16 protein-coding genes and 1 pseudogene are annotated in these 20,175 nt (G+C 72.1%); 12 read left to right on the top strand and 5 right to left on the bottom strand.

Annotated elements, in window-relative coordinates:
- The first annotated feature begins 428 nt into the window (after window positions 1-428).
- On the top strand, window positions 429-983 hold the full coding sequence (locus tag AB0F38_RS14090) for a GNAT family N-acetyltransferase (RefSeq protein ID WP_361891630.1): 555 nt from the start codon (window positions 429-431) through the stop codon (window positions 981-983).
- Window positions 984-1,248: 265 nt separating this feature from the next.
- Here the strand turns inward: AB0F38_RS14090 and AB0F38_RS14095 are convergent, their stop codons facing one another.
- Window positions 1,249-1,434 (bottom strand): hypothetical protein, encoded by a 186-nt coding sequence (locus AB0F38_RS14095; RefSeq protein WP_361891632.1) that lies wholly within the window; start codon window positions 1,432-1,434, stop codon window positions 1,249-1,251.
- 453 nt (window positions 1,435-1,887) lie between these two features.
- Here AB0F38_RS14095 and AB0F38_RS14100 point away from each other — a divergent pair, with 453 nt between their 5' ends.
- Complete coding sequence (locus AB0F38_RS14100) at window positions 1,888-2,448, top strand: hypothetical protein (protein ID WP_361891635.1); 561 nt, start codon at window positions 1,888-1,890, stop codon at window positions 2,446-2,448.
- Window positions 2,449-2,778: 330 nt separating this feature from the next.
- Here AB0F38_RS14100 and AB0F38_RS14105 read toward each other — a convergent pair whose 3' ends face one another.
- Entirely contained in the window at window positions 2,779-3,270 is a 492-nt protein-coding gene (locus tag AB0F38_RS14105; protein ID WP_361891637.1) for an FBP domain-containing protein, read from the bottom strand.
- Between the two features lie 84 nt (window positions 3,271-3,354).
- Between AB0F38_RS14105 and AB0F38_RS14110 the strand changes: the two genes are divergently transcribed.
- The 7 genes from AB0F38_RS14110 to AB0F38_RS14140 all read left to right on the top strand — a co-directional run bounded on the left by AB0F38_RS14110 (window position 3,355) and on the right by AB0F38_RS14140 (window position 12,533).
- A complete protein-coding gene (locus AB0F38_RS14110) occupies window positions 3,355-3,936 on the top strand; it encodes a TetR/AcrR family transcriptional regulator (protein WP_361892172.1) in 582 nt (193 codons plus the stop codon).
- 724 nt (window positions 3,937-4,660) lie between these two features.
- Window positions 4,661-7,153, top strand: coding sequence for a nitrate- and nitrite sensing domain-containing protein (locus AB0F38_RS14115; RefSeq protein ID WP_361891640.1), 2,493 nt, complete (start codon window positions 4,661-4,663; stop codon window positions 7,151-7,153).
- Window positions 7,150-7,548, top strand: coding sequence for a roadblock/LC7 domain-containing protein (locus AB0F38_RS14120; protein ID WP_361891643.1), 399 nt, complete (start codon window positions 7,150-7,152; stop codon window positions 7,546-7,548). The genes AB0F38_RS14115 and AB0F38_RS14120 overlap by 4 nt, the downstream gene beginning before the upstream one ends.
- Before the next feature lie 136 nt (window positions 7,549-7,684).
- Complete coding sequence (locus AB0F38_RS14125; protein ID WP_361891646.1) at window positions 7,685-8,887, top strand: ABC transporter substrate-binding protein; 1,203 nt, start codon at window positions 7,685-7,687, stop codon at window positions 8,885-8,887.
- Window position 8,888: 1 nt separating this feature from the next.
- Entirely contained in the window at window positions 8,889-10,952 is a 2,064-nt protein-coding gene (locus AB0F38_RS14130) for an ABC transporter permease (protein WP_361891649.1), read from the top strand.
- Window positions 10,949-11,794, top strand: a complete 846-nt coding sequence (locus AB0F38_RS14135) for an ATP-binding cassette domain-containing protein (protein ID WP_361891652.1) — start codon at window positions 10,949-10,951, stop codon at window positions 11,792-11,794. The genes AB0F38_RS14130 and AB0F38_RS14135 overlap by 4 nt, the downstream gene beginning before the upstream one ends.
- A gap of 10 nt (window positions 11,795-11,804) precedes the next feature.
- Window positions 11,805-12,533 carry an ABC transporter ATP-binding protein gene (locus AB0F38_RS14140; RefSeq protein ID WP_361891655.1) on the top strand — a complete coding sequence of 243 codons (729 nt, stop codon included), beginning with the start codon at window positions 11,805-11,807 and terminating at the stop codon, window positions 12,531-12,533.
- 91 nt (window positions 12,534-12,624) lie between these two features.
- On the opposite strand, the gene AB0F38_RS14145 is transcribed toward AB0F38_RS14140, so the two are convergent.
- The 3 genes from AB0F38_RS14145 to AB0F38_RS14155 form a co-directional block, all read right to left on the bottom strand.
- On the bottom strand, window positions 12,625-13,842 hold the full coding sequence (locus AB0F38_RS14145; protein WP_361891658.1) for an FAD-dependent monooxygenase: 1,218 nt from the start codon (window positions 13,840-13,842) through the stop codon (window positions 12,625-12,627).
- Window positions 13,843-14,131: 289 nt separating this feature from the next.
- Window positions 14,132-14,593: a GNAT family N-acetyltransferase gene (locus AB0F38_RS14150; protein WP_361891661.1), complete on the bottom strand. Its 462-nt coding sequence runs from the start codon at window positions 14,591-14,593 to the stop codon at window positions 14,132-14,134.
- Between the two features lie 235 nt (window positions 14,594-14,828).
- Entirely contained in the window at window positions 14,829-15,398 is a 570-nt protein-coding gene (locus AB0F38_RS14155; protein ID WP_361891664.1) for a DUF664 domain-containing protein, read from the bottom strand.
- A 403-nt stretch (window positions 15,399-15,801) separates the two neighbouring features.
- On the opposite strand from AB0F38_RS14155, the gene AB0F38_RS14160 reads away from it, so the two are divergent.
- The 3 genes and pseudogenes from AB0F38_RS14160 (at window position 15,802) to helR (ending at window position 20,164) form a co-directional block, all read left to right on the top strand.
- Window positions 15,802-17,340: a glycoside hydrolase family 43 protein gene (locus tag AB0F38_RS14160; protein ID WP_361891667.1), complete on the top strand. Its 1,539-nt coding sequence runs from the start codon at window positions 15,802-15,804 to the stop codon at window positions 17,338-17,340.
- Between the two features lie 277 nt (window positions 17,341-17,617).
- Window positions 17,618-17,785: pseudogene (locus tag AB0F38_RS14165) on the top strand (glycosyltransferase); the annotation flags it as partial.
- A 225-nt stretch (window positions 17,786-18,010) separates the two neighbouring features.
- Window positions 18,011-20,164 (top strand): RNA polymerase recycling motor ATPase HelR, encoded by a 2,154-nt coding sequence (helR, locus tag AB0F38_RS14170; RefSeq protein WP_361891670.1) that lies wholly within the window; start codon window positions 18,011-18,013, stop codon window positions 20,162-20,164.
- Window positions 20,165-20,175: the final 11 nt, after the last annotated feature.

The raw sequence follows: 20,175 nt of genomic DNA on the forward strand, positions 1-20,175 counted from the left end.
GAACAGATGAAACGGGTGGCGCCTGTGTGACCCACGAGGCGGGGGCAGGGTTGCCCCCGCCCCTCACCTTTTTCATGGGCTTCCGCCATGCGTCGGCCGTACCGGTGGACGTCGGCCACCGGCACCGTCATCGCCGAGATCACCAGCCACGAGCGAGCCGACCCGCACCCGCCGGCTGGTCGCGACCGGGTCCCGCCCTCGTCGGAGAACGGTGTGGCCGAGTGGGCCGGTCCGCATGCGCGACGATGTCGGCTCAGGACCCGTCGGTGTTCGCCGGATTCGTCGGGACCGTGCCGGCGACGGCATCCAAGCGCGGCGCCAACACGCCGCGCCTTCGCCCTGGATCACGCAGATGCGGCGGCCTGAGCCCGGCGGCCAGGCCCTCTCTTCCGGGATCACGCTCACAGGGGTGCGATAGGTTGCCCGCCATGACCGGACTCGGACCCGTCGCCTGGCCGCCTGCCCCGATAAGGACCGAACGGCTCGTGCTCCGCGAGTCCGAGGCGCGGGACCGTGCGGCGTTCATCGAGCTGTTCGCCTCACCGGAGGTGCACACCTACCTCGGTGGCCCTCGACCGCGTGATGAGCTCGACCGCGCGGTGCCCGAGGTGCCCGGACGGCGCGCCGGCGTGTTCGTGATCGATCTCGACGGAGCGATGATCGGCATGGTCACGCTCGATCGGCGCGACGCGGAGCGTCCGGGGCACGTCCGTACGAATGCCGCCGGGCAGGAGGCCGAGCTCGGTTACACGTTCCTGCCGGAGGCGTGGGGCTGCGGGTACGCCGCCGAGGCGTGCGTGGCGGCACTCGACTGGTTCGCCGACGTGCTCCCCGGCGAGCCGGTGGTGCTCTGCACCCAGACCGCCAACGACCGCTCGCTGCGCCTCGCGGCCAGGCTGGGGTTCACCGAGGTGGAGCGGTTCGAGGAGTACGGCGCCGAGCAGTGGTTCGGCGCATGGTCCTCGGCCACCCGGTCCGCTTGAGCAGGTGTCTATTCTTCGTTCACCCCCGCTGCCCGTGATGCCCGCGGGTGCGGAGGGCGGCGAGGTGGACGGTGGCGGTCATGTCACAGCGGGTGGCCAGGCCGCCTCACGGGGGGCGTCGGACGTGTGCCCCGCGTCGGACTGCGGCCGCGCCTGAACGCGCCCGGTGGCCGTCGATCTCGGCTCGGCGGTGCTACCCCCGGCCGGCCTCGCGGGGGCCGGCCCGGGCGAGCACCGGCTCGACCGGCGGGTGCGGGACCGGGGGTCAGGCGTCCGGGTGGGCCTGGGTCCGCAGGGACCAGGCTTCCCCGGTGCAGCCTGAAGGGAAGGGCGGGAAGCGGTGCCCCTTCACGTCCGTACTCCAGTGATGCCCTCCCCCACAGTCGCAGGCGTAGATCCCGCTGTCCGGCACGATCTCGCCCGGGTGCCACGACGTCTTCTCTTCGCTCATGCTCCCTGTCTACGACGATCCTCAGCCGTCCGCGACCGGGCCCGGTCCGGGCCGCCGCGTTACCCGCGACCACGCGCGCCCGGCCCATGACCCGCCCCGCCGGCTGACAGGCAACCCCCTCTACGGCGCGGTTCGCCGCGCTCACCAGGGCCGGAACAGCGTCGGCCACGGTGCGGGCGGAGACCGGCACGGTTGACCACAACGCGTTCCGGCGGAACGTCACAAGCTGTCTCCAGGGCACCCCCGACGACCTGTGCGTGGATCCCGATGTGGTCGAGTGGTCGGGCTACCGCCCCGAGGACGGCGCGTGGCCGCGGTGCGAGCGCGCCCGAGTGGGGACGCGAACGCCGGCCGCACAGGGGCAGCCCTGGTCATCGAACGGAGAAGACGTTGAAGGCGGTCGAGTTTCCCCTCAGTGGCCGGGTACGACGTGCCCGTCGCTGGGTGGTGACCATGAACGCGGGGTGTGTGCTCTCGGCGGGGGCCGCCGTCACATCGGTGGTGGCCGACGCTGTCGCGTGGATTCCCGTACCCCGCGCGGTGCAGGCCGGCCTTGTGCTGCTGGCCCTGTTCGTCATGCCCGTGGCAGGGGTCGGGGTGCGTGCTGTGTGGGCGCTCCGTGGGCGGGCCGAGCTGTTCGCGGCGGCGGAGACCCGTCATCGAGAGCGCCCTGCCGACCGGCAGCTGATCGGTCACCTGCGCGACGAGCACCCGTTGACACCGCTGTGGTGGATGGTGGCCGTCCTCGGGGGACTCACCACGCTCTGCCTCGGCTTCGCGCTGCCGTTCGCCCTGGCCGGCGGGGCGGTCCTCGACGGGGTGCTCCTCGGAGCCGGGCTGGCCGTGTCCCTGCTCGCCCTGGCCGCCGCCATGCCGGGAATTCGTCACGCGGACCGCCAGGGCGAGGAAGACCGTCGGAGGCGCACCCGGCTGTGGCCCGTACCCACCGCCCTCGAACGCCGGCTCGCCGAACCCCTCCTCGGCTCCGGCGACGGGGCGCACCTCGGCACGTGAGCCGCAAGAAGCCGCGTCTGGACCGGTGTTGGATCGTGCGGGTCGAGCCGGGGTTCCCCGCTGATCGGTCTTTCGATGGTGCGGCACGAAGACAGGGCTCTCAACAGTGTGTTCGCTTGACGGTGTCGTCGTCATCGCCGCGCTCGCCCTCGCGGAGGGCCGTATCTCGCCCTCTCCGAGCGAGCGGAGGCCGCACCGCCGACGCCCGCAGCGCGCCCGCCCGCGTACCGGAGAGGGGCCTGCGCGTCACACTTCCCGTGCCAGGACACGCGCGCACCACACCGACGCCGGGGCCGGGCGCGGACACCGTTTCCGGCCGGCCACGGTTCGTCAGGCGGTCACCTTGGCGATGAACGCGGCGAGGTTCGCCACGGTCCGCCGGACCTTCTCCTCCAGGGTGAGGGACTCCTGGAGGCGCGCGCCGACGCCCGCGTCCTTCATCCCGCGCACGTAGAGGGAGCAGGCCAGATCACTGCACATGTAGACGCCGACCGAGTTGCCCTGCTGCCCGGCCTTCCCGGACTTCGGCGCGACCATCAGGGAGACGCCCCCGGTGTGGACGGTCACGCACACCGAGCACATGCTGCGCCGCGTCTGCCAGGAGCCGGCGTCGCAGGAACGCAGTCGGACGCCCACCGGGCGGCCGTCCAGCTCGATCACGAGGTAGGCCCGGTCGGGGGCCTGGGGATCTCGCCAGCCCAGGAAGTCCAGGTCGTCCCAGCCCCGCTCGGCCAGGTCGCGGGGGACGGACAGGCGCTTGGCCTCGCCCTTGGTGCAGTTGACGAACGCGGTACGGATCTCTTGCTCGGTCAGGGGCTTCATAACAGGCACGCTAATTTGCCTAATTCGATTAGGCAAATGCATAATCGTCAATGGTACAGATGGGGAGCGATTCGGAGGATGAACATGACACAGGCCGGACGGGCAGGACTGACCACGGAGCGTCTGGTCCGGGCGGGGGCAGAGCTGGCCGACGAGGTCGGCTTCGAGCAGGCGACCCCCGCGGAACTCGCCCGGCGGTTCGGCGTCAGGACCGCGAGCCTGTACTCGCACGTGAGGAACGCCCACGACCTCAGGACCAGGATCGCCCTGCTCGCCCTGGAGGAACTCGCCGACCAGGTCTCCACCGCGGTGGCCGGACGCGCCGGCAAGGACGCCCTGACCGCTTTCGCGAACGCCTACCGCGACTACGCCCTCACGCACCCGGGACGCTTCGCCGCGGCCCGGTACCGGCTCGACCCGGCGGCTGCCGCCACGAGCGCCGGCGTCCGGCACGCCCGGATGACGCGGGCGATCCTGCGCGGATACGACCTGGCGGAACCGCACCAGACGCACGCGGTGCGGCTGCTGGGCAGCGTCTTCAGCGGCTACGTCGGCCTGGAGGGCGCCGGCGGGTTCAGCCACAGCGTGCCCGACTCGCAGGAGAGCTGGAGCGAGATCCTCAACGCCCTCGACGTCCTGCTGCGCACCTGGCCCACCACCTCCTGACGGCCCCTCGCACCCGCCCCTGCCCCTGCCCCTGCCCACCGGCCAGCCCGACGGTCTGCTGCCGCATGTGCCCTGCCGGGAACAACGGCCGCTGTGGCAGCGCGTGGTGTCGCCCGCCCGTGCCACGACCACAGCACCGGCCGGCACCACGCCCCCGGAACCCCCGCCCCCGGAGCAGCCGCCGCCACGCCGACGCGCGCAAGGCAGCGTGCGCAAAGCGGCGTGCGTCACGCGTACGACAGCCACGCGCCGCAGCCGCCGGCCGGACGGATCTAACCTTTCCGCAACGACATCCGGGCCTCGGGCAGACGGGCGGGCCGGAGCGCTCCGTGGGCGGTTCCGTGTACCGGATCGGCATTTCGCGAGGTGCCGGACCGCTGGTCAGACAGGGTTCCGCGACACTGCCGCCAAGTCATTGACACCTACTCAGAAACGTTGTGAGGCAGAGCACTTGTGCATGAAGTTGCACTGCTTCTGCGCGGTTGACGCGCGCATTTTCGGAGATACGAGCCCCGGAGCCGCGGACGACGCATAAGATCATGCCGCGCCACTGGTGCCCCACCTGCCCCAGCGGTACCCGTCTCCCTTCCTCTCACCTGCACCGTCTGCCGACCACAACGCTGCGGACGATGTGCCGCCGTCCCCCACCGACACCCCACAACCCGTTAACAGGTACCTGCGTGTCACCGATATTCAGCACCGGTTCCGGCGACGGAGCCGCGCAGTGAAAATCAATCGTCGTCTTGTCCTGCTCGTCACCGCGCCCCTCACCGTGGCCGTCACCTTCTCGGTCCTGGCCCTCGCACCCGCGACCAACCAGGCGCTCCAGGCCAGCCGGCTGACCGCGATGGTCGATGCCGCGGCCGGCGCGGCCGAGTTGACCCACCAGTTGCAGCGCGAGCGGGCGGCAGCCACCGCTCTGGTCTCCGAACAGGGTGATGCGGAAGCGTTCCGGTTAAGTGCCGAAGCGACCGACAGAAGCATCGCCGCATTCCTCAGCCGGACCGAGAACCTCTCCGCGGTGCCCGGCACCGCACAGGGCGCTCTGGACCGTATCGAGCGCTTCATCGAAGAGATGCCCGGCCTGCGCACCCAGGTGCGCTCGGGCAGCAGCACCATCTCCGCGCTGGCCTTCGGCTACCGCATCGTGATCGCCGACCTCAACAGCTACCGCGACGGCATCGCGCAGGCGGACGGTGTCGACGCCGGCATCGCGGACCGGATCCGCGCCGCCGCCTCCCTGTCCGAGGCCGCCGAGCACACGGCCCAGCAGCAGGTCACGGTGATGAGGGCGCAGGCCGCGGGCGGCTTCACGACCGCCTCTCAGCGGACCTTCGACGCGGGCCGGCTGGGGTACACCGAGTCCATCGGTGTCCTGTTCGACCTCGGCCCCGGTGAATGGCGGACCTGGCTGGAGCGCACCCTCTCCGGAGCGAAGGCGCTGGAGGCCCGACGGCTCGAGGACGAGATCGGGCGCACGGGCTCCGGCAAGGACATCACGGTCACCCCGCAGGAGTGGCAGAAGGCCTCCGACGACCGACAGACGCTGCTGCGCTCGGTGGAGCGACGGATCGACGAGTCGGTCTTCGCCATGGTCTCCGACGCACGCACCACCCTCATGTGGACGGCCGGGGCCGAGGTCGCGCTGGTGGTGCTGACCCTGATCGGCGTCGTCGTCGTCGCGATCCGCCTGGGACGTGTCATGATCCGGCGGCTGCGCGATCTGCGCAACGCCGCGCACGAGGTCGCCCACACCGGGCTGCCCGCCGTGATGAACGAGCTGTCCCAGCCCGGTGCACTGAGCGGCGCGACGCCCGAGCAGGTGGCGCTGCGGACGGGTAACCCGGTCAGGACCACGGGCGAGGACGAGATCGGCGAGGTCGGTGAGGCGTTCAACGCCGTCCACCACGAAGCCGTCCGACTCGCTGCCCAACAGGCCCATATCCACGAGCAGTTCGCCGAGACGCTGGTCGGTGTCGCCCGCAGGGGGGCGCAGTTGACCGCAGTCATGGTGTCCGAGCTGGACACGGTGCAGCGCGACGAGGCCGACCCCGTGCGGATGAAGACCCTCTTCGCTCTCGACCACCTCGCCATCCGCATGGAGCGCAACACCAACAACCTTCTGGTGCTGGGCGGTTACGGCAACGCCCGGGTGCGCTCGGCCGATGTCGGCTGTTCCACCGTCATCGTGGCCGCCGCCCAGCAGATCGAGCGATTCGACCGAGTGTCCCTCGGCGCGATCGAATCGGGGATCGGCATCACCGCCCGCGCCGTGCACGACGTGGCGCACATCCTGGCGGAGCTGCTCGACAACGCGACCCGGTTCTCGCCCCCTGACAAACAGGTCGGGGTCGCCGTATGGCGCCTGTGGGACCGGGCCGTCGTACAGATCGTCGACGAAGGGGTGGGCATGACGGCGGAACGCCGTGCGGCCCACAACGCCGCGCTGCTCGAACCGCAGACGGGCATCGGCGACGTACGGTCCATGGGACTGCACGTGGTGGCTCGGCTCGCCGCACGCCATGGCATCGTTGTCGAGCTGCGCGACTCGTCCGGTCCCGGCACCATCGCCGAGGTCACGCTGCCCGCGAAGGTACTGGCCCTGGCTCCGCAGGAGGATGCCCCGCCGCAGCGCGGCCAGGACCGCGGCAACGATGCCGGCTACGAGACGCCCCGTCCGATCACGCCGCCCGGAGGGCAGTCCGGTCGCAGGCAGTCGGCCGGTGCGGGCGGACGGCCCCACCGCGAGGGCACCCCCGTCGGCGCGGGTGCCGGCGCCGCACGGGGCGGCCCTGCGGCCGGCGGCGACTACAGGCCGGGCCTGGCAGGCGGCACACCGGGAACGGACCGGGACGAGCAGGGCACACCGCCCGGCGACACCGGGTCCCGCCCCGGACCGGGCGGCGACCCGCGTGCGCGCCGCACCGCACCCGCACCGCACCCCGTGCACGACGAGCCGGAATCCCGCATCGCCGGAGTCAGCTCCTCGGGCTTGCCCGTACGGCAGCGCAGATCGGCGCAGCAGTGGCCCGCCCAGGGCAAACGGGACGGCAACGAACAGCGTCCCGGCGCCACCGCTCCGAGGCCGTCGCCCCGCCGCCGGGACTCCCGGCAGGTCTCCGACGTCCTGGCCGCCTACGCGCAGGGGATCAACAGGAGCACGAACCACCGTGGGCGCTCCGCCTCCGATGACGACACCGAACGGACCAAGAAATGACCTCTTCCGCCGACCTGAGCTGGATCCTGAGCGATTTCGCCGGGCGCGTCCCGGAAATCACCCAGGCGATAGCCGTGTCCGTGGACGGACTCGCGCTGGCATACGCCGGTGTGGAGCGTGACGACGCCGAGCGGCTGGCCGCCATCGCGTCCGGCATCGTCAACCTGCTCTCCGCCGCGGCCCAGTTGACCGACACCGACCCCGTGGAGCACAGCCTCACCGCGATGGAGGGCGGCTACATGTTCTCGATGGCCGTCTCCAGCGGCGCCTCGCTGCTCGTCACCACCACCAGGGACGCGGACATCGGCGAGGTCAGCTACATGATGTCCGAATTGATCAACCAGGTCGGGGACGCGCTGTCTCCCCAGGTCCGCGACCCGAGCTTCCCGCACTGATCGCCGGGCCGGTCCCGTACGGCGTACCACCCGTCCGTACGAGGTGGACCAGCCGCACCCCCGCCCGTCGCGCTCGACGAGCCCGCTCCACGGCCAGCCCCGCCCGTTCTGACCGACACTCCTGATGAGAGCCCTCATGTTCTTCGACATACCCAGTTCCCGCCGCCGCAGATTCCGCCCGGCCGGCGCCGCCGCCCTCGCCCTCGGTCTGGCAGCCGTCACCGGCTGCAGCGGCGACAGCGGCGCCGACGACGACACCGTGAAGGTCGGCCTGGTGGCTTCCCTGTCCGGCACCTACGAGCCGGTCGGCACCGAGCTGCGAGCAGGCTTCGAGCTGTATCTGGAGACCCACGGCAACAAGCTGGGCGGCCGCAAGGTGGAGCTCATCGTGGCGGACGAGGGCGACGGTCCGCCGACCGCCGTGCCCGCGGCCACCAAGCTGGTCAAGAAGGACAAGGTCGACGTGCTGACGGGCCTCGTCAGCGGTGGCTCGGTCAACGCGGTGCTTCCGCTGGTCACCCAGGCCAAGATCCCCTTCCTGGGGTCGAACGCCCGGCCACCGGTCAAGGACATCGAGTACGTGTGGACCACGAGCTTCCTGTCCGACGAACCGGGTAAGGCCATCGCCCCGTACGTCAAGGAGAACGTCGACGGACCGGTCTACGCGATCGGTCCCGACTACCAGGGCGGCCACGACGAACTGCGCGGCTTCACCGAAGAGTTCAAGCGCGTCAACGGAAAGCTCGCCAACCCCGACGGCGAGACCACCTGGACGCCGTTCCCGAAGACGACCAACTTCATGCCGTACTTCGCCGAGATCGCCAAGACGGACGCCAAGGCGGTGTACTGCTTCTACGCCGGCAAGGCCGCGATCGACTTCGCCAAGCAGTACGCCCAGTCGGACATCGCCGATCTGCCGCTGTACACGGCCTTCGTCACCGAGGGCAGTGTGCTCCAGGCCCAGGGTGCCGCGGCGAAGGACATCTACTCCGTCCTGAACTACGCGGCCGACCTCGACAACGAGGCCAACCGCAAGTTCGCCGCCGACTGGACGGCCGAGCACGACACGCAGCCCACCACGTACGCGATGGCGTCGTACGACGCGGCTGCGGTGCTGGACAAGGCGATCGCCGATGCCGTGAAGGGCGGTGACGTGACGCCGCAGACCATCAACAAGGCCATCGCGGGGCTGGGCCAGATCGACAGCCCGCGCGGCGCCTGGGAGTTCGGCGACAAGGCTCACTCGCCGGTGCAGACCTGGTACCTGCGCCAGGTGCGGCCGGACGGGTCCCAGCTCGCCAACGTCATGGTCCAGGACCTGGCGACGCTCGGCAGCTGACGTGGATCTCCTCGATGCCCACCTCGTACCGGCGGTGGACGGAGTGGCCTTCGGGCTCCTGCTGTTCGTGGTCGCCGCCGGCCTGAGTCTCGCCTTCGGCACCGCGGGCGTGCTGAATCTGTCGCACGGCACGCTGTACGCGATCGGCGCCTACACGGGGGCCGCGCTGAGTGACGGGACCTGGGGCGGCCTGGCCCTCGGCCTGGCCGCCGGAACCGCCGCGGCGTGCGTCGCCGGAGCGGGGCTGTCCGCCGCGACGGCTCCGCTCGCCCGGCGTGGGCATCTCGCTCAAGCACTGCTGACGTTCGGGCTCGCCCTGATCGGCGGTGATCTACTCATCCAGCTCTTCGGGGCGGACGAGCTTCCCGTACGCGTACCCGAGGCGCTCGACTCCTCGGTGATGCTGCTGGGCCACCGCTACCCCGCCTACCGGCTCGGCTTCATCGTGATGGCCGTGCTGCTCGCCGCATTCGGCACCTGGGTGCTGACCCGGACCCGCATGGGTGCGGCGGTGCGGGCCGCCGCCGACGATCCGCAGATGCTCGCGACCACCGGTCACAACCCCAGGGCGGTGCACACCGGCGTCCTCGCGGCGGCAGGTGCGCTGGCCGGGGCGGCCGGTGTGCTCGGGGCACCGATCATCGGTCCCGGGCCCGGGACGTCCGAGAACGTGCTGATGCTGTCCCTCGTGGTGGTCGTGCTCGGCGGGCTGCGCTCGCTGTGGGCGACGCTCGCGGCGGCGGTCGCCGTGGGCGAGGTGCAGACGCTGGGTGTCTCGGTGGCGCCCGACCTGGCGCCGTACCTGCTCTTCGCCGCGATGGCGGCGGTGCTGGTGTTCCGCTCCCGCTTCGCGGAACCGGCGACCGCACACGGCCCCCAGGACCCCTCCCCGGACCCGGTCGCCCGGCTCCGCGACCAGCTCGCCGCGCGGCTGCGACGGCGGCCACGTGAGGCGGCGGGTGCGGACCGGGCCGGCCCGGCGCCCGGCGAGGCCCGGGGCGGGAGCGCGCTCGCGGGGACCGGCCGGCCTCCCCGCGGGGCCGCGTGGCGGCAGGCCGCTCCGCTGCTCGTCCTGCTCGTGGTGCTGATCGCTCTGCCGGGACTGCTCGACGCGTACAGCATCTCGCTGGCCGGTTCCGCCCTGGCCCTGGGGCTGCTCGCGGTCAGTGTCACCATCCTCACCGGCTACGCGGGACTGCCCACGCTCGGGCAGACGGCGCCGTTCGCCGTGGGCGCCTACGCCACCGCGAATCTGGCGGACGCCGGATGGACCGTGGGCCCCGTACAGATCGTCCTCTCGGCGCTCGCGGCCGCGGTGTTCGCCGCGGTGGTGGGGCCCGCCGTGATCCGGGCCCGCGGCACCACCGTGCTGATGATCACGCTCGCCGTCGGGGAACTGACCGGCGCGGTCATCAACCAGCTCAAGTCCGTCACCGGCGGCGCCGACGGTCTCGTCGGCTTCCCGGCCACGCAGGCGCTGTGGGGCGGGGAGGGGATGGTCGAGGAGACCGAGCTCTACACCTACGCGCTGGTCGTCTCCGTGGTCGCCGTCGCCATCACCCTGCTCGTGCTGCGCTCCCCGGCGGGGAAGCTGCTGACCGGTATCCGGGGCGCCGAGGCGCGGATGCGCGCCTCCGGGCACCCGGTGGGGCGCTACCTGCTGGTGGCGCACGTCTGCGCCGGCGCACTGGCCGGCGTGGGTGGCTCGCTGATGGTCACCGTGCAGCAGTACCTCTCCCCCGCCGACGTCGGATTCGAGATCGCCGCGTTCGCGCTGCTGGCGGTGGTCATCGGCGGCACGACGTCCGTGATCGGCGCCCTGTCGGGCGCCGGGCTCATCGTCATCACCCGGGACTGGGTCGCCGGTTCGTGGCCCGGCCACGGGCCGCTGCTGCTCGGCGTGCTGTTCGTCGCCACCGTGTACCTGCTGCCCCGCGGCCTGGCGGGACTGCGCGGCGGATCCGGCCGGCTCGGGCCGGCGCCCGACGGGCCCCGGGCCGGCGGACACCCCCCGACCGCGCCCCCGTCCGCACCCACCTCGGCCGCCGGGAAGGTCTCCCCATGACGTCCGCACCGACCACCGCGGCACCGACCGCGCAGCCGGCACCCCCGGTGCTGGGCCTCACCCGTCTCACCCGCAGGTACGGCAGTCTCACGGCCGTCGACGACGTCAGCCTGCGGCTCCCCGCGGGCGCCCGGCACGCCGTCATCGGCCCCAACGGCGCCGGCAAGACCACCCTGCTCGATCTCATCGCGGGCACCGACCGGCCCGACCACGGCACGATCGCCCTGGACGGCGTGGACATCACCCGTACGGCCACGGCCAGGCGCAGCCGGCTGGGCATCGCCCGCAGTTTCCAACAGCCGTCGGTGATATCCGAGTTGTCGGTGCTGGACAATGTCGTACTGGCCGGCTGGGCGCACCATCCGAAGCGCCGCGGCGCCTGGCGCAGCCCTTCCCGCTACCGGCTGCACACCGAGTCCGCGCGGTGTCATCTGGAGGCCGTCGGCCTCGCGGATCTCGCCCACCGGCCGGCCTCCGCGCTCTCGCACGGACAGCGCCGCATGCTCGACCTCGCAGCCGCGTTGGCGGGCGATCCGCGCCTGCTGCTCCTGGACGAGCCGGCGGCCGGGCTGACCGACGGCGACATCGGCCGGCTGCTGGGCATCCTCGGCGGCCTGCCGGAGAGCGTCGCGATCATCCTGGTCGAGCACCACGTCGAGGTGGTCGCCCAACTCGCGCGGACCGTGACGGTGTTGGCCGCGGGGAGGGTGCTCGTCACCGGCCCGACCCGGGAGGCGCTCGCACACCCCGAGGTCCGCGACGCGTATCACACGGGCACGGCGGACGTCCCGCGCGACGGGACCGAGACCACCGGCCCGTCCGCCACCCGTGCGAGAGGATGACCGACCACCGATGCTCGAACTGACCGCCCTGACCGCGGGCTACCACGGCGGCACCGTCCTCCACGCCCTCGACCTGTCGGTGCCCGCCGGCACGGTCCACGCCGTCGTCGGGCACAACGGCGCCGGCAAGACCACCCTCGTCCACACCGTCGCCGGACTGATGCGGCCGAGCGCCGGCACCGTACGCCTCGACGGCCGCGATGTGACGGGGCAGCCCGCACACCGGATCGCCCGTGCCGGGATCGGCCTCGTGCCGCAGGGCCGCCGGGTGTTCGCCGGGCTCACCGTCGACGAACACCTGCGGCTGTCCCACCGTCCGCCGCGTCGCGGCGACAGCACCCGCCCCAGCGTCTGGACCCCGGCGCGCGTCCTGGAGCTGCTGCCCCGGCTGGGCGAGCGCCGGGGCAACCGGGGTACGGATCTGTCCGGCGGCGAACAGCAGATGCTGGCACTGGCCCGCGCGCTGCTCGGATCGCCGCGTGTGCTGCTGCTCGACGAGCCGACCGAGGGCCTCGCGCCCGTACTCGTCCGGCAGGTCCACGAGCTGGTGACCACGCTGGCGGACGAGGGCATCGCCGTACTGCTGGTGTCCCCCAGTCCGGACCGGGCCGCCGAGTGCGCCCGGACGCTCACGGTCCTCACCTCGGGACGGATGACGCTCCGCCTGGACGGCGAGGACGCCCGCGCCGACGGCACCGCACTGCACGCCGCCCTCGAACTCGCGCCGACGGCGGTCTGATACGCGAGCCGTGCGGACCGCGGCGGGGACGCCGTACGGACGCGAGGGCGGTGGCCCGCACCGGGCCCACCGCCCTCGCCGCGCTCCGCGCCTACCCGGCCTTCATGCTGTGGCCGCCGAAGCCGCTGTGCCGGTCGGAGCCCTTGTTCTGGTCCTGCCACCACACGTCGAACTCCGGCTGCCCCATGGCGGACCAGTCGGGTGTGTTCTCGACCTGCGCGCTGCCCATCCTGCGGGCGAGCGCGACCATGGCCGCCCCGACGTGGCCGCGTCGGGCGTCGTAGCCCTCCAGGACCTCCTTCCAGCTGCCCCCGGCCACCCAGGCGGCCTCCAGAGCGGTGGCGTCCTGGAGCGCCTTCACGCTGCCGCCGCCGATGTGCGGCCGGGCGACGCTGGCGGCGTCGCCGACGAGCACCATCCGACCCGAGGTGTAGTGCGGTACCTCCAGGTCGTAGATGGGCTGGATGAAGGTGGCCTCGGCGGGCGTACGGAGCACCCTGGCCGCCCAGTACGGCGGGAAGTTGTCAGCGACCAGGGCGCGCAGGTGCGCGGTGAGCTCCGAGTTGAGCCGGCCGGGCGGCAGGGAGGTCGGGGTCCGCAGGTCGGGGTGGAGGCCCTCGGTCTCCGGGGGCCTGGTGTAGAGCACCCAGTTGAGCAGGTGCCCGCCGATGCCGTCCGGGATGCGGTAGATCATGCAGTGACCGCCGGGAAAGACGATGTTGTGGGCGTCGTGGCCGTCCGAGGGGAGGTCCGCGACGTCCGTCGACGTCCCGCGCCAGCCGATGTATCCGGCGTACGTCGCGTCGGCGCCGGGAAACATGGTCTCGCGGACGACGGAGCGGTACCCGTCCGCCCCGATCACGATGTCGAAGCGCTCCTGGTGGCCGTCCGCGAGTCGCAGCCTCACGCCGTCGGCGTCGGGCTCCAAGCCGGTGACCACCGCGCCGGACCGGTAGGAGACCTCCTCGGGCACCCGGCGGCGCAGTTCGCTCCAGAGGGAGCCCCAGCTGTAGGCACGGAAGGGGAACGGCTGCTCACCGACGGCCCTGCCGTGGTCCACGTCGCCGTCACGCACGCTCCACACCCGCCGGGTCAGTGGCGCCCAGGGCATCTCCGGGGCCACGTACCCGGCGTCCCTCAGCTCGTCGTACCGGTCGCTGTGGAGGGCGATCCCCACTCCCCTGTCGCGGAGCCGGGCGTCGGCGCGCTCCAGCACGGTGATCCTCTCGGCTCCGCCGCGCGCCGCGGCCAGCGCCGCGGCACACCCCGCGATGCTGCCGCCGACGACGGCGATGCTGCCTCCACGCATGTCTGGCACTCCACTCACTCGGTATTCCGGACGCCGCCCCGGGTGCTGCTGTCGCGACGGCGTGACCGGTCGGAAATCGCCCTGTGCCAGAGGCTGTTGGGCCACCACCTGCGGTCAGGACCTGGACGGGATCCTATCGAGGAGCACCCCGCCGACGGACGCACACGTGGCGGTGTCCGCCGCACCGGCTGGCGGTTCGTGTTGCTGATCGGAACGCGGGACGTGCACGGCGGTCAGGGCACAGCACCGCCGGGCCCGCGGCCGCCTCCGCGTCAGGAGCGGAAGGCTGTCAGCGCTCCTCGTGGAGCACCAGCATGATGTGCCCCTCTTCGTCGTGCCCGACCGTCCCCGTCCGCTGGAAACCGTGCTTCTCCAGCAGCCGTACCGAGCCGGTGTTCCCCTTGTGGGGGTCGGCGTGCAGCGGCCGGGCCGTCTCCCGGTCCAGGAAGAGTCCCAGTGCCTGTGTGCCGATGCCCCGGCCCCAGAACTTCCGCCCCAGCCAGTATCCGAGGAAGCGCCGGTCGCCTTCCCACCACGCCACCAGGTTGCCCGCCAGCTCCCCGTCGACGGTGACGGCCTGCACGAAGACGGAGGGGTCCCCCAGCACCCTCGTCTTCCAGTGGTTCATGAACGCCTCGCGTTCGCGGGGCGGGAAATTCGACCGGCGTGCGGCCTCCGGATCGTGCTCCTGCGCGTGGAACACCTCCAGATCGGCCTCGCCGACATCTCTCAGACGCACCTGTTCGCTCATATCCACGGAGTCTGGCACCCGCCACTGACATCGGGAGTGGTCCGTGGGTCGCGGGCAGACGGGCGGGAGCGGTTCCGGTCCGCCTGCCACCACGTCACGCCGGGCATCTCGTACCCGCGGTGCTGCCCACCGCCTCGGACGCCCGCACGCCCGCACGCCCGCACGCCCGGAGGATGCGCGCCGCCCTGCCCGTCCCGACCGGGGGGTCAGCGGTCGAGGCCGTGGGCAGCCCTGGTCACTGGCCCACCCTTCCGTCGACGCACTCGCGCAGGAGGTCGGCGTGCCCGCAGTGTCGGGCGTACTCCTCGATCCTGTGCACCATCAGCTCCCGGACGGCGATCCCGTCCTTCCCCAGGCGCTCCCCCAGATCCGGGTGTGCGGCCAACGCGGCGTCGGTCGCGGCCTGTTCACGCTCCAGATCGGCGTACGCGGCATCGACCTCGGCCTGCTCGGCGACCGCTCCGTCGAAGTCCGCGTCCCTCCTGCCGTACAGCTTCGGCACCGGATCACCATCGCCGATCCAGTTGCGCCAGTCCCGCTCCACCTCGACGAGGTGCCGGAGCAGGCCGAGCAGCGACATCGTGGACGGGGGGACCGACCGGCGGGCCAGCTGCTCCGCGTCCAGTCCCTCGCACTTCATCAGCAGCGTCTTGCGATAGTCCGACAGGAAGTCCCGCAGCGTCGCCGGCTCGCCGTCCGAGCCGGCTCCTTCACTGTTGCGGGGGTCCTCGTCCGGGTCCGCCCACATGTCGGGGTAGGTGGTGGCCCGGCTCCATCGTGCGAGTTGGTCGCTCATGCGTGCCATGGTGGTGCGCGGGGTCCGGGCCCGCTACTTCTTTACGGGTGCGGCCCTCCGGTCACCGCCGGGGCCGTCCAGCCGGCCCTCCACAACCGCGCGGAACTCGTTCCAGAGGTCGCGTGGCAGAGCGCAGGACACGCGTGCACCGAGCATTCATCGAAGCGCTTCGACGAAGAAGCGCCCGCGGAAGATCTACTGCGTGCAAGGGAGTCACGACAGCACGCTTCCGTGAGACCTGTTGACATCCCCCCACGCACCTGAAAAATTTCGAAGCGCTTCAACAACCCACGCAGACCTTTCGCTGTGCGCACTGCCGGTGGACGCTGCCCGCACGGACGGCATGCTGCGGATCCGACCGCCCCGCCGGCCTTCACGGCCTGTCGGCCCGACCACACTCCTGAGGACGGACATGACGTTCTTCGACAACCCCGTGATACCCGGCTTCAGCCCGGACCCGAGCATCTGCCGGGCCGGCGAGGACTATTACGTGGCGACGTCCAGCTTCGAGTACGTGCCCGGGGTGCCGCTGTGGCACAGCCGCGACCTGGTGCACTGGAAGCTGATCGGGCACGCGCTGGACCGGCCCTCGCAGCTGGACCTGCCGGCCACCACACCCTCCTCGGACGGGGTGTACGCGCCCACGCTCCGGTACCACGAAGGGCGGTTCTGGATGATCACGACCGTGGTCGGCGGGGCCGGCACCGTCCTCGTCACCGCGGAGGACCCGGCGGGGCCGTGGTCGGACCCGGTGCCTGTCGGCATCCCGGGCATCGACCCCGACCTGGCCTGGGACGAGGACGGCACCTGCTGGTGCGTGTTCTCCTTTGACGGGATCCGTGGGGTGCGCATCGAGCCGAGGACGGGTGAACTGCTCGGCGAGCCGGTGGCGATGTGGTCGGGAAGCGGTCTGCAGTACCCCGAGGGGCCGCATCTGTACCGGGTCGGCGACTGGTGGTACCTGCTCCTGTCGGAAGGCGGCACGGAACGCGGGCACGCCCTGTCGGTGGCCCGGTCCCGCACCCTGCCCGGGCCGTTCGAACCGCACCCCGACAACCCCGTACTGTCCCACCGCAGCACCGGCCACCCGGTGCAGAACACCGGCCACGGTGATCTGGTGGAGGCGCACGACGGCACCTGGTGGATGGTGCTGCTGGGCACCCGGCCCCGCGGGGACACACCAAAGTTCCACGGTCTGGGCCGCGAGACGTTCCTGGTGCCGGTGCGCTGGGAGGACGGGTGGCCGCTGCCGGGACCGCTGGAACTGCGCGCGCCCGCCCCGGCACTGGCGCCGCACCCCTGGCCGGACGAGCCGCACCGGGACGACTTCGACTCCACCGCTCTCGCACCGTGCTGGGTGACGCCCAGACGGCACGCCCCGGCCGCCGTCCGCCTCGACGAGCGGCCGGACCACCTGGTGCTGCACGCCGGCGAGGACAGCCTCGACCAGCCCGGCGCACTCTTCGTGGGACGGCGCCAGCGCGATCCCGACTGCAGCGCACGCACCTCGGCCGACGTCGAGGAGGGCGGCCGTGCCGGGCTCGCGGTGCGGCTGGACGATGCCCACCACTACCAGGTGGAGAGGGCCGACGGCACGGTGCGCGCCGTCGCCCGGATCGGCCCGCTGCGCCGGACCGTCGCCGAACGGAGCGTGCCGTCCGGCCCCGTGACCCTGCGGATCGACATCACCACCACCGATGTCCTGCCGCCCACGGTCACGGTCCGCGGCACGTCCCCGGAGCCCGCCGTCCCGCCGGGCCTGCGCGTCGGCGGCCCCGACACCCTCCGGCTGGGGTACGAGACGGCCGGCGGCGACTTCGAGGTCCTCGCCGAACTCGACGGCCGCTACCTCACCACGGAGGTCGCCGGAGGCTTCACCGGCCGCGTCATCGGCATGTACGCCACCCTCGGCAGCGCGGCCTTCGACTGGTTCGAACTGCGTTCTTCCTGACGGACGTTCGCCCTCCCCGCCCGGACGTGTGCCGCGTCCGGAGGGGCGGGGCGGGCACGCCGTCACGCAGCTGGAACTCAAGGCACGGGCAGTCGCGCATGGATACCGAGTCTGCGACGAGGACGTCGCGCCGGCGGGAGGGAAATCGGGAAAAGAGGAGCACCCACTCCTTTCCACTCTCAACATATAGCGCATGGGGGGCCTTGCGGCAAGGCCCCCTTCATGCCGCAGAATCATCGGCCTGGGCCAGAAGCTGCGGAAATGGGAGAGTCACGAATTGCGTGTGCTTTTGTCGACGTACGGGTCACGCGGGGACGTCGAGCCGCCGGTGACGCTCGCTGTGCGCTTGCGGGAATTCGGCGCTGAGGTTCGGGTGTGCGCTCCACCGGACGAGGAATCCGCGCAACGACCGGCCGGTGCCGGCGTGGGCCTGGTGCCGGCCGGCCCGGGCGACGGGGCGACGGCGGCCGCGAAGCTGCTCGACACGAGCAGCTGAGCGAGGCCGCCGGTCTCCACGTGAACCACCCGGGGTCCCCTTCCGGAAAACCCTGAACCCGAGAACCCGAACCCTGGCGGGCGTTGCCCGTCATGACCACCGGATACGTCACGCCGGTCCAGACACCTTGCCGCGCGCAACGGTGGCGAGCGACCTCAGATCGGAGCCAACGACGTGAACCCCCTGACCACCAGCGCGTTCGACCTGCCCGACCGACTCACCCCCAAGGCCGACCCGGCGCTGATCTCCGGCGACGAGCGGCATTTCGCGGCCATCGCCGAGTGCCTGGAACAGTCGATCGCCGAACTGACCGACCGCCTCGATGCCGAGCGAAGGGCGCCCGGCGGAATCGGCAGGCAGGCGATGGACCGGGACGTGGAGATCCACCGGCTGACCACCCGCCTGCGCACACTGCGCCGCTTCGGCCTGGACCTGTGCCTCGGACACATGGTCGGCGCGGACAGCTCCGAGCCCGTGTACGTCGGGCGCCTCGGCCTCACGGACAGCACGGGCAGCCGGCTGCTGCTCGACTGGCGCTCCCCTGCGGCCGAGCCGTTCTTCGGGGCCACACACGGCAACCCGATGGGTCTGGCGAGCCGCCGCAGGTACCGCTGGACCCGCGGAAGGATCAGCGACTACTGGGACGAGGTGTTCACCCCGGACGGCTTCGCGGGGCATGCCGCGCTCGACGACCAGTCCGCCTTCATCGCCAGCCTGGGCAGCGACCGCTCGCCACGGATGCGGGACGTGCTCGGCACCATCCAGGCCGACCAGGACGCCATCATCCGAGCGGGATCCCGCGGCGCCCTCGTCGTCGACGGCGGTCCGGGCACGGGGAAGACCGTCGTCGCCCTCCATCGCTCCGCCTACCTCCTGCACTCCGACCCCCGTCTCGGTCACCGGCGGGGCGGCGTGCTGTTCGTCGGTCCGCACCAGCCCTACCTGGGCTACGTCGCCGACGTCCTCCCCAGCCTCGGGGAGGAGGGCGTGCAGACCTGCACCCTGCGGGACCTCGTCGCCGAAGGCGCGTCGGCGGCGGCCGAGAACGACCCGGACGTGGCCCTCCTGAAGTCGTCCGCGGACCTGGTGAAGGCGGTCGAGGCGGCCGTGAGCTTCTACGAGCAGCCGCCCACCGAGGGGATGACGGTCACGACCGAGTGGTCCGACTTCCGGCTGAGCGCCGACGACTGGGCCGTGGCGTTCGAATCGGCGGGCCCCGGTGCTGCGCACAACGAGGCGCGGGACCAGGTCTGGGAGGAGCTGCTCACGCTCCTGATGGACTCGTACGACGGCGACGGCCCGGCCGGCCCGGTTCGCACGTCACTGCAGCGGAACAGGGAGTTGCTCACGGCCTTCGACCGCGCCTGGCCGCTGCTCGAAGCGGCCGACGTCGTCGGGGACCTGTGGTCGGTACCCGCCTATCTGCGCATGTGCGCCCCCTGGCTCGGCCCCGAGGACGTCCGGCGGCTGCAGCGCGCGGACGCCCGGGCCTGGACCGTGTCCGACCTGCCGATCCTGGACGCGGCACGGCAGCGTGTCGGCGACCCGGAGGCGTCGCGACGCAGACGCCGGAACGAGGCCGCTGTCGCCGCCGAACGCGCGCGCAGGGCCGACGCCATCGACAGCCTGCTGCAGAACACCGTGATCGACGAGAGCGAAGGCGCGGTGGGGATGCTGCGCGGGCAGGACCTGCAGGACACTCTGATCGACGGGAGCGCGCTGTCCGGCGCCGAACCGGACCTGCTCGCCGGGCCGTTCGCGCACATCGTCGTGGACGAGGCTCAGGAGCTGACCGATGCGGAGTGGCAGATGCTGCTGCTGCGGTGCCCGTCCCGGAGTTTCACCATCGTCGGGGACCGCGCCCAGGCCAGGCACGGGTTCACGGAGTCGTGGCGGGAGCGGCTGGAGCGGGTGGGGTTCGACCGGATCGACCTGGCGTCCCTGAGCATCAACTACCGGACGCCGGAGGAGATCATGGCGGAGGCCGAGCCGGTCATCCGGGCCGCCCTCCCGGACGCCAACGTGCCGGCCTCCATCCGCGGCAGCGGAGTCCCCGTCGTCCACGGACCGGTATCGGACCTGAGCTCCGTCCTCGACACCTGGCTCGCCGCACACGCCGACGGGATCGCCTGCGTCATCGGCGATCCCGCGTTCCGGTCGACGTCCCGCGTCCGGTCGCTCACCCCGGAGCTGTCGAAGGGGCTCGAATTCGACCTGGTCGTCCTCGTCGATCCGGAGAGGTTCGGCACGGGCGTCGAAGGGGCGGTCGACCGCTACGTCGCGATGACCCGGGCGACCCGTCAACTCGTCGTCCTCACGAGCGCCTGACGCCGCCCGGA

The sequence above is a fragment of the Streptomyces sp. NPDC025273 genome (genome assembly GCF_040638585.1).
Taxonomy (GTDB): Bacteria; Actinomycetota; Actinomycetes; order Streptomycetales; family Streptomycetaceae; genus Streptomyces; species Streptomyces cinereorectus.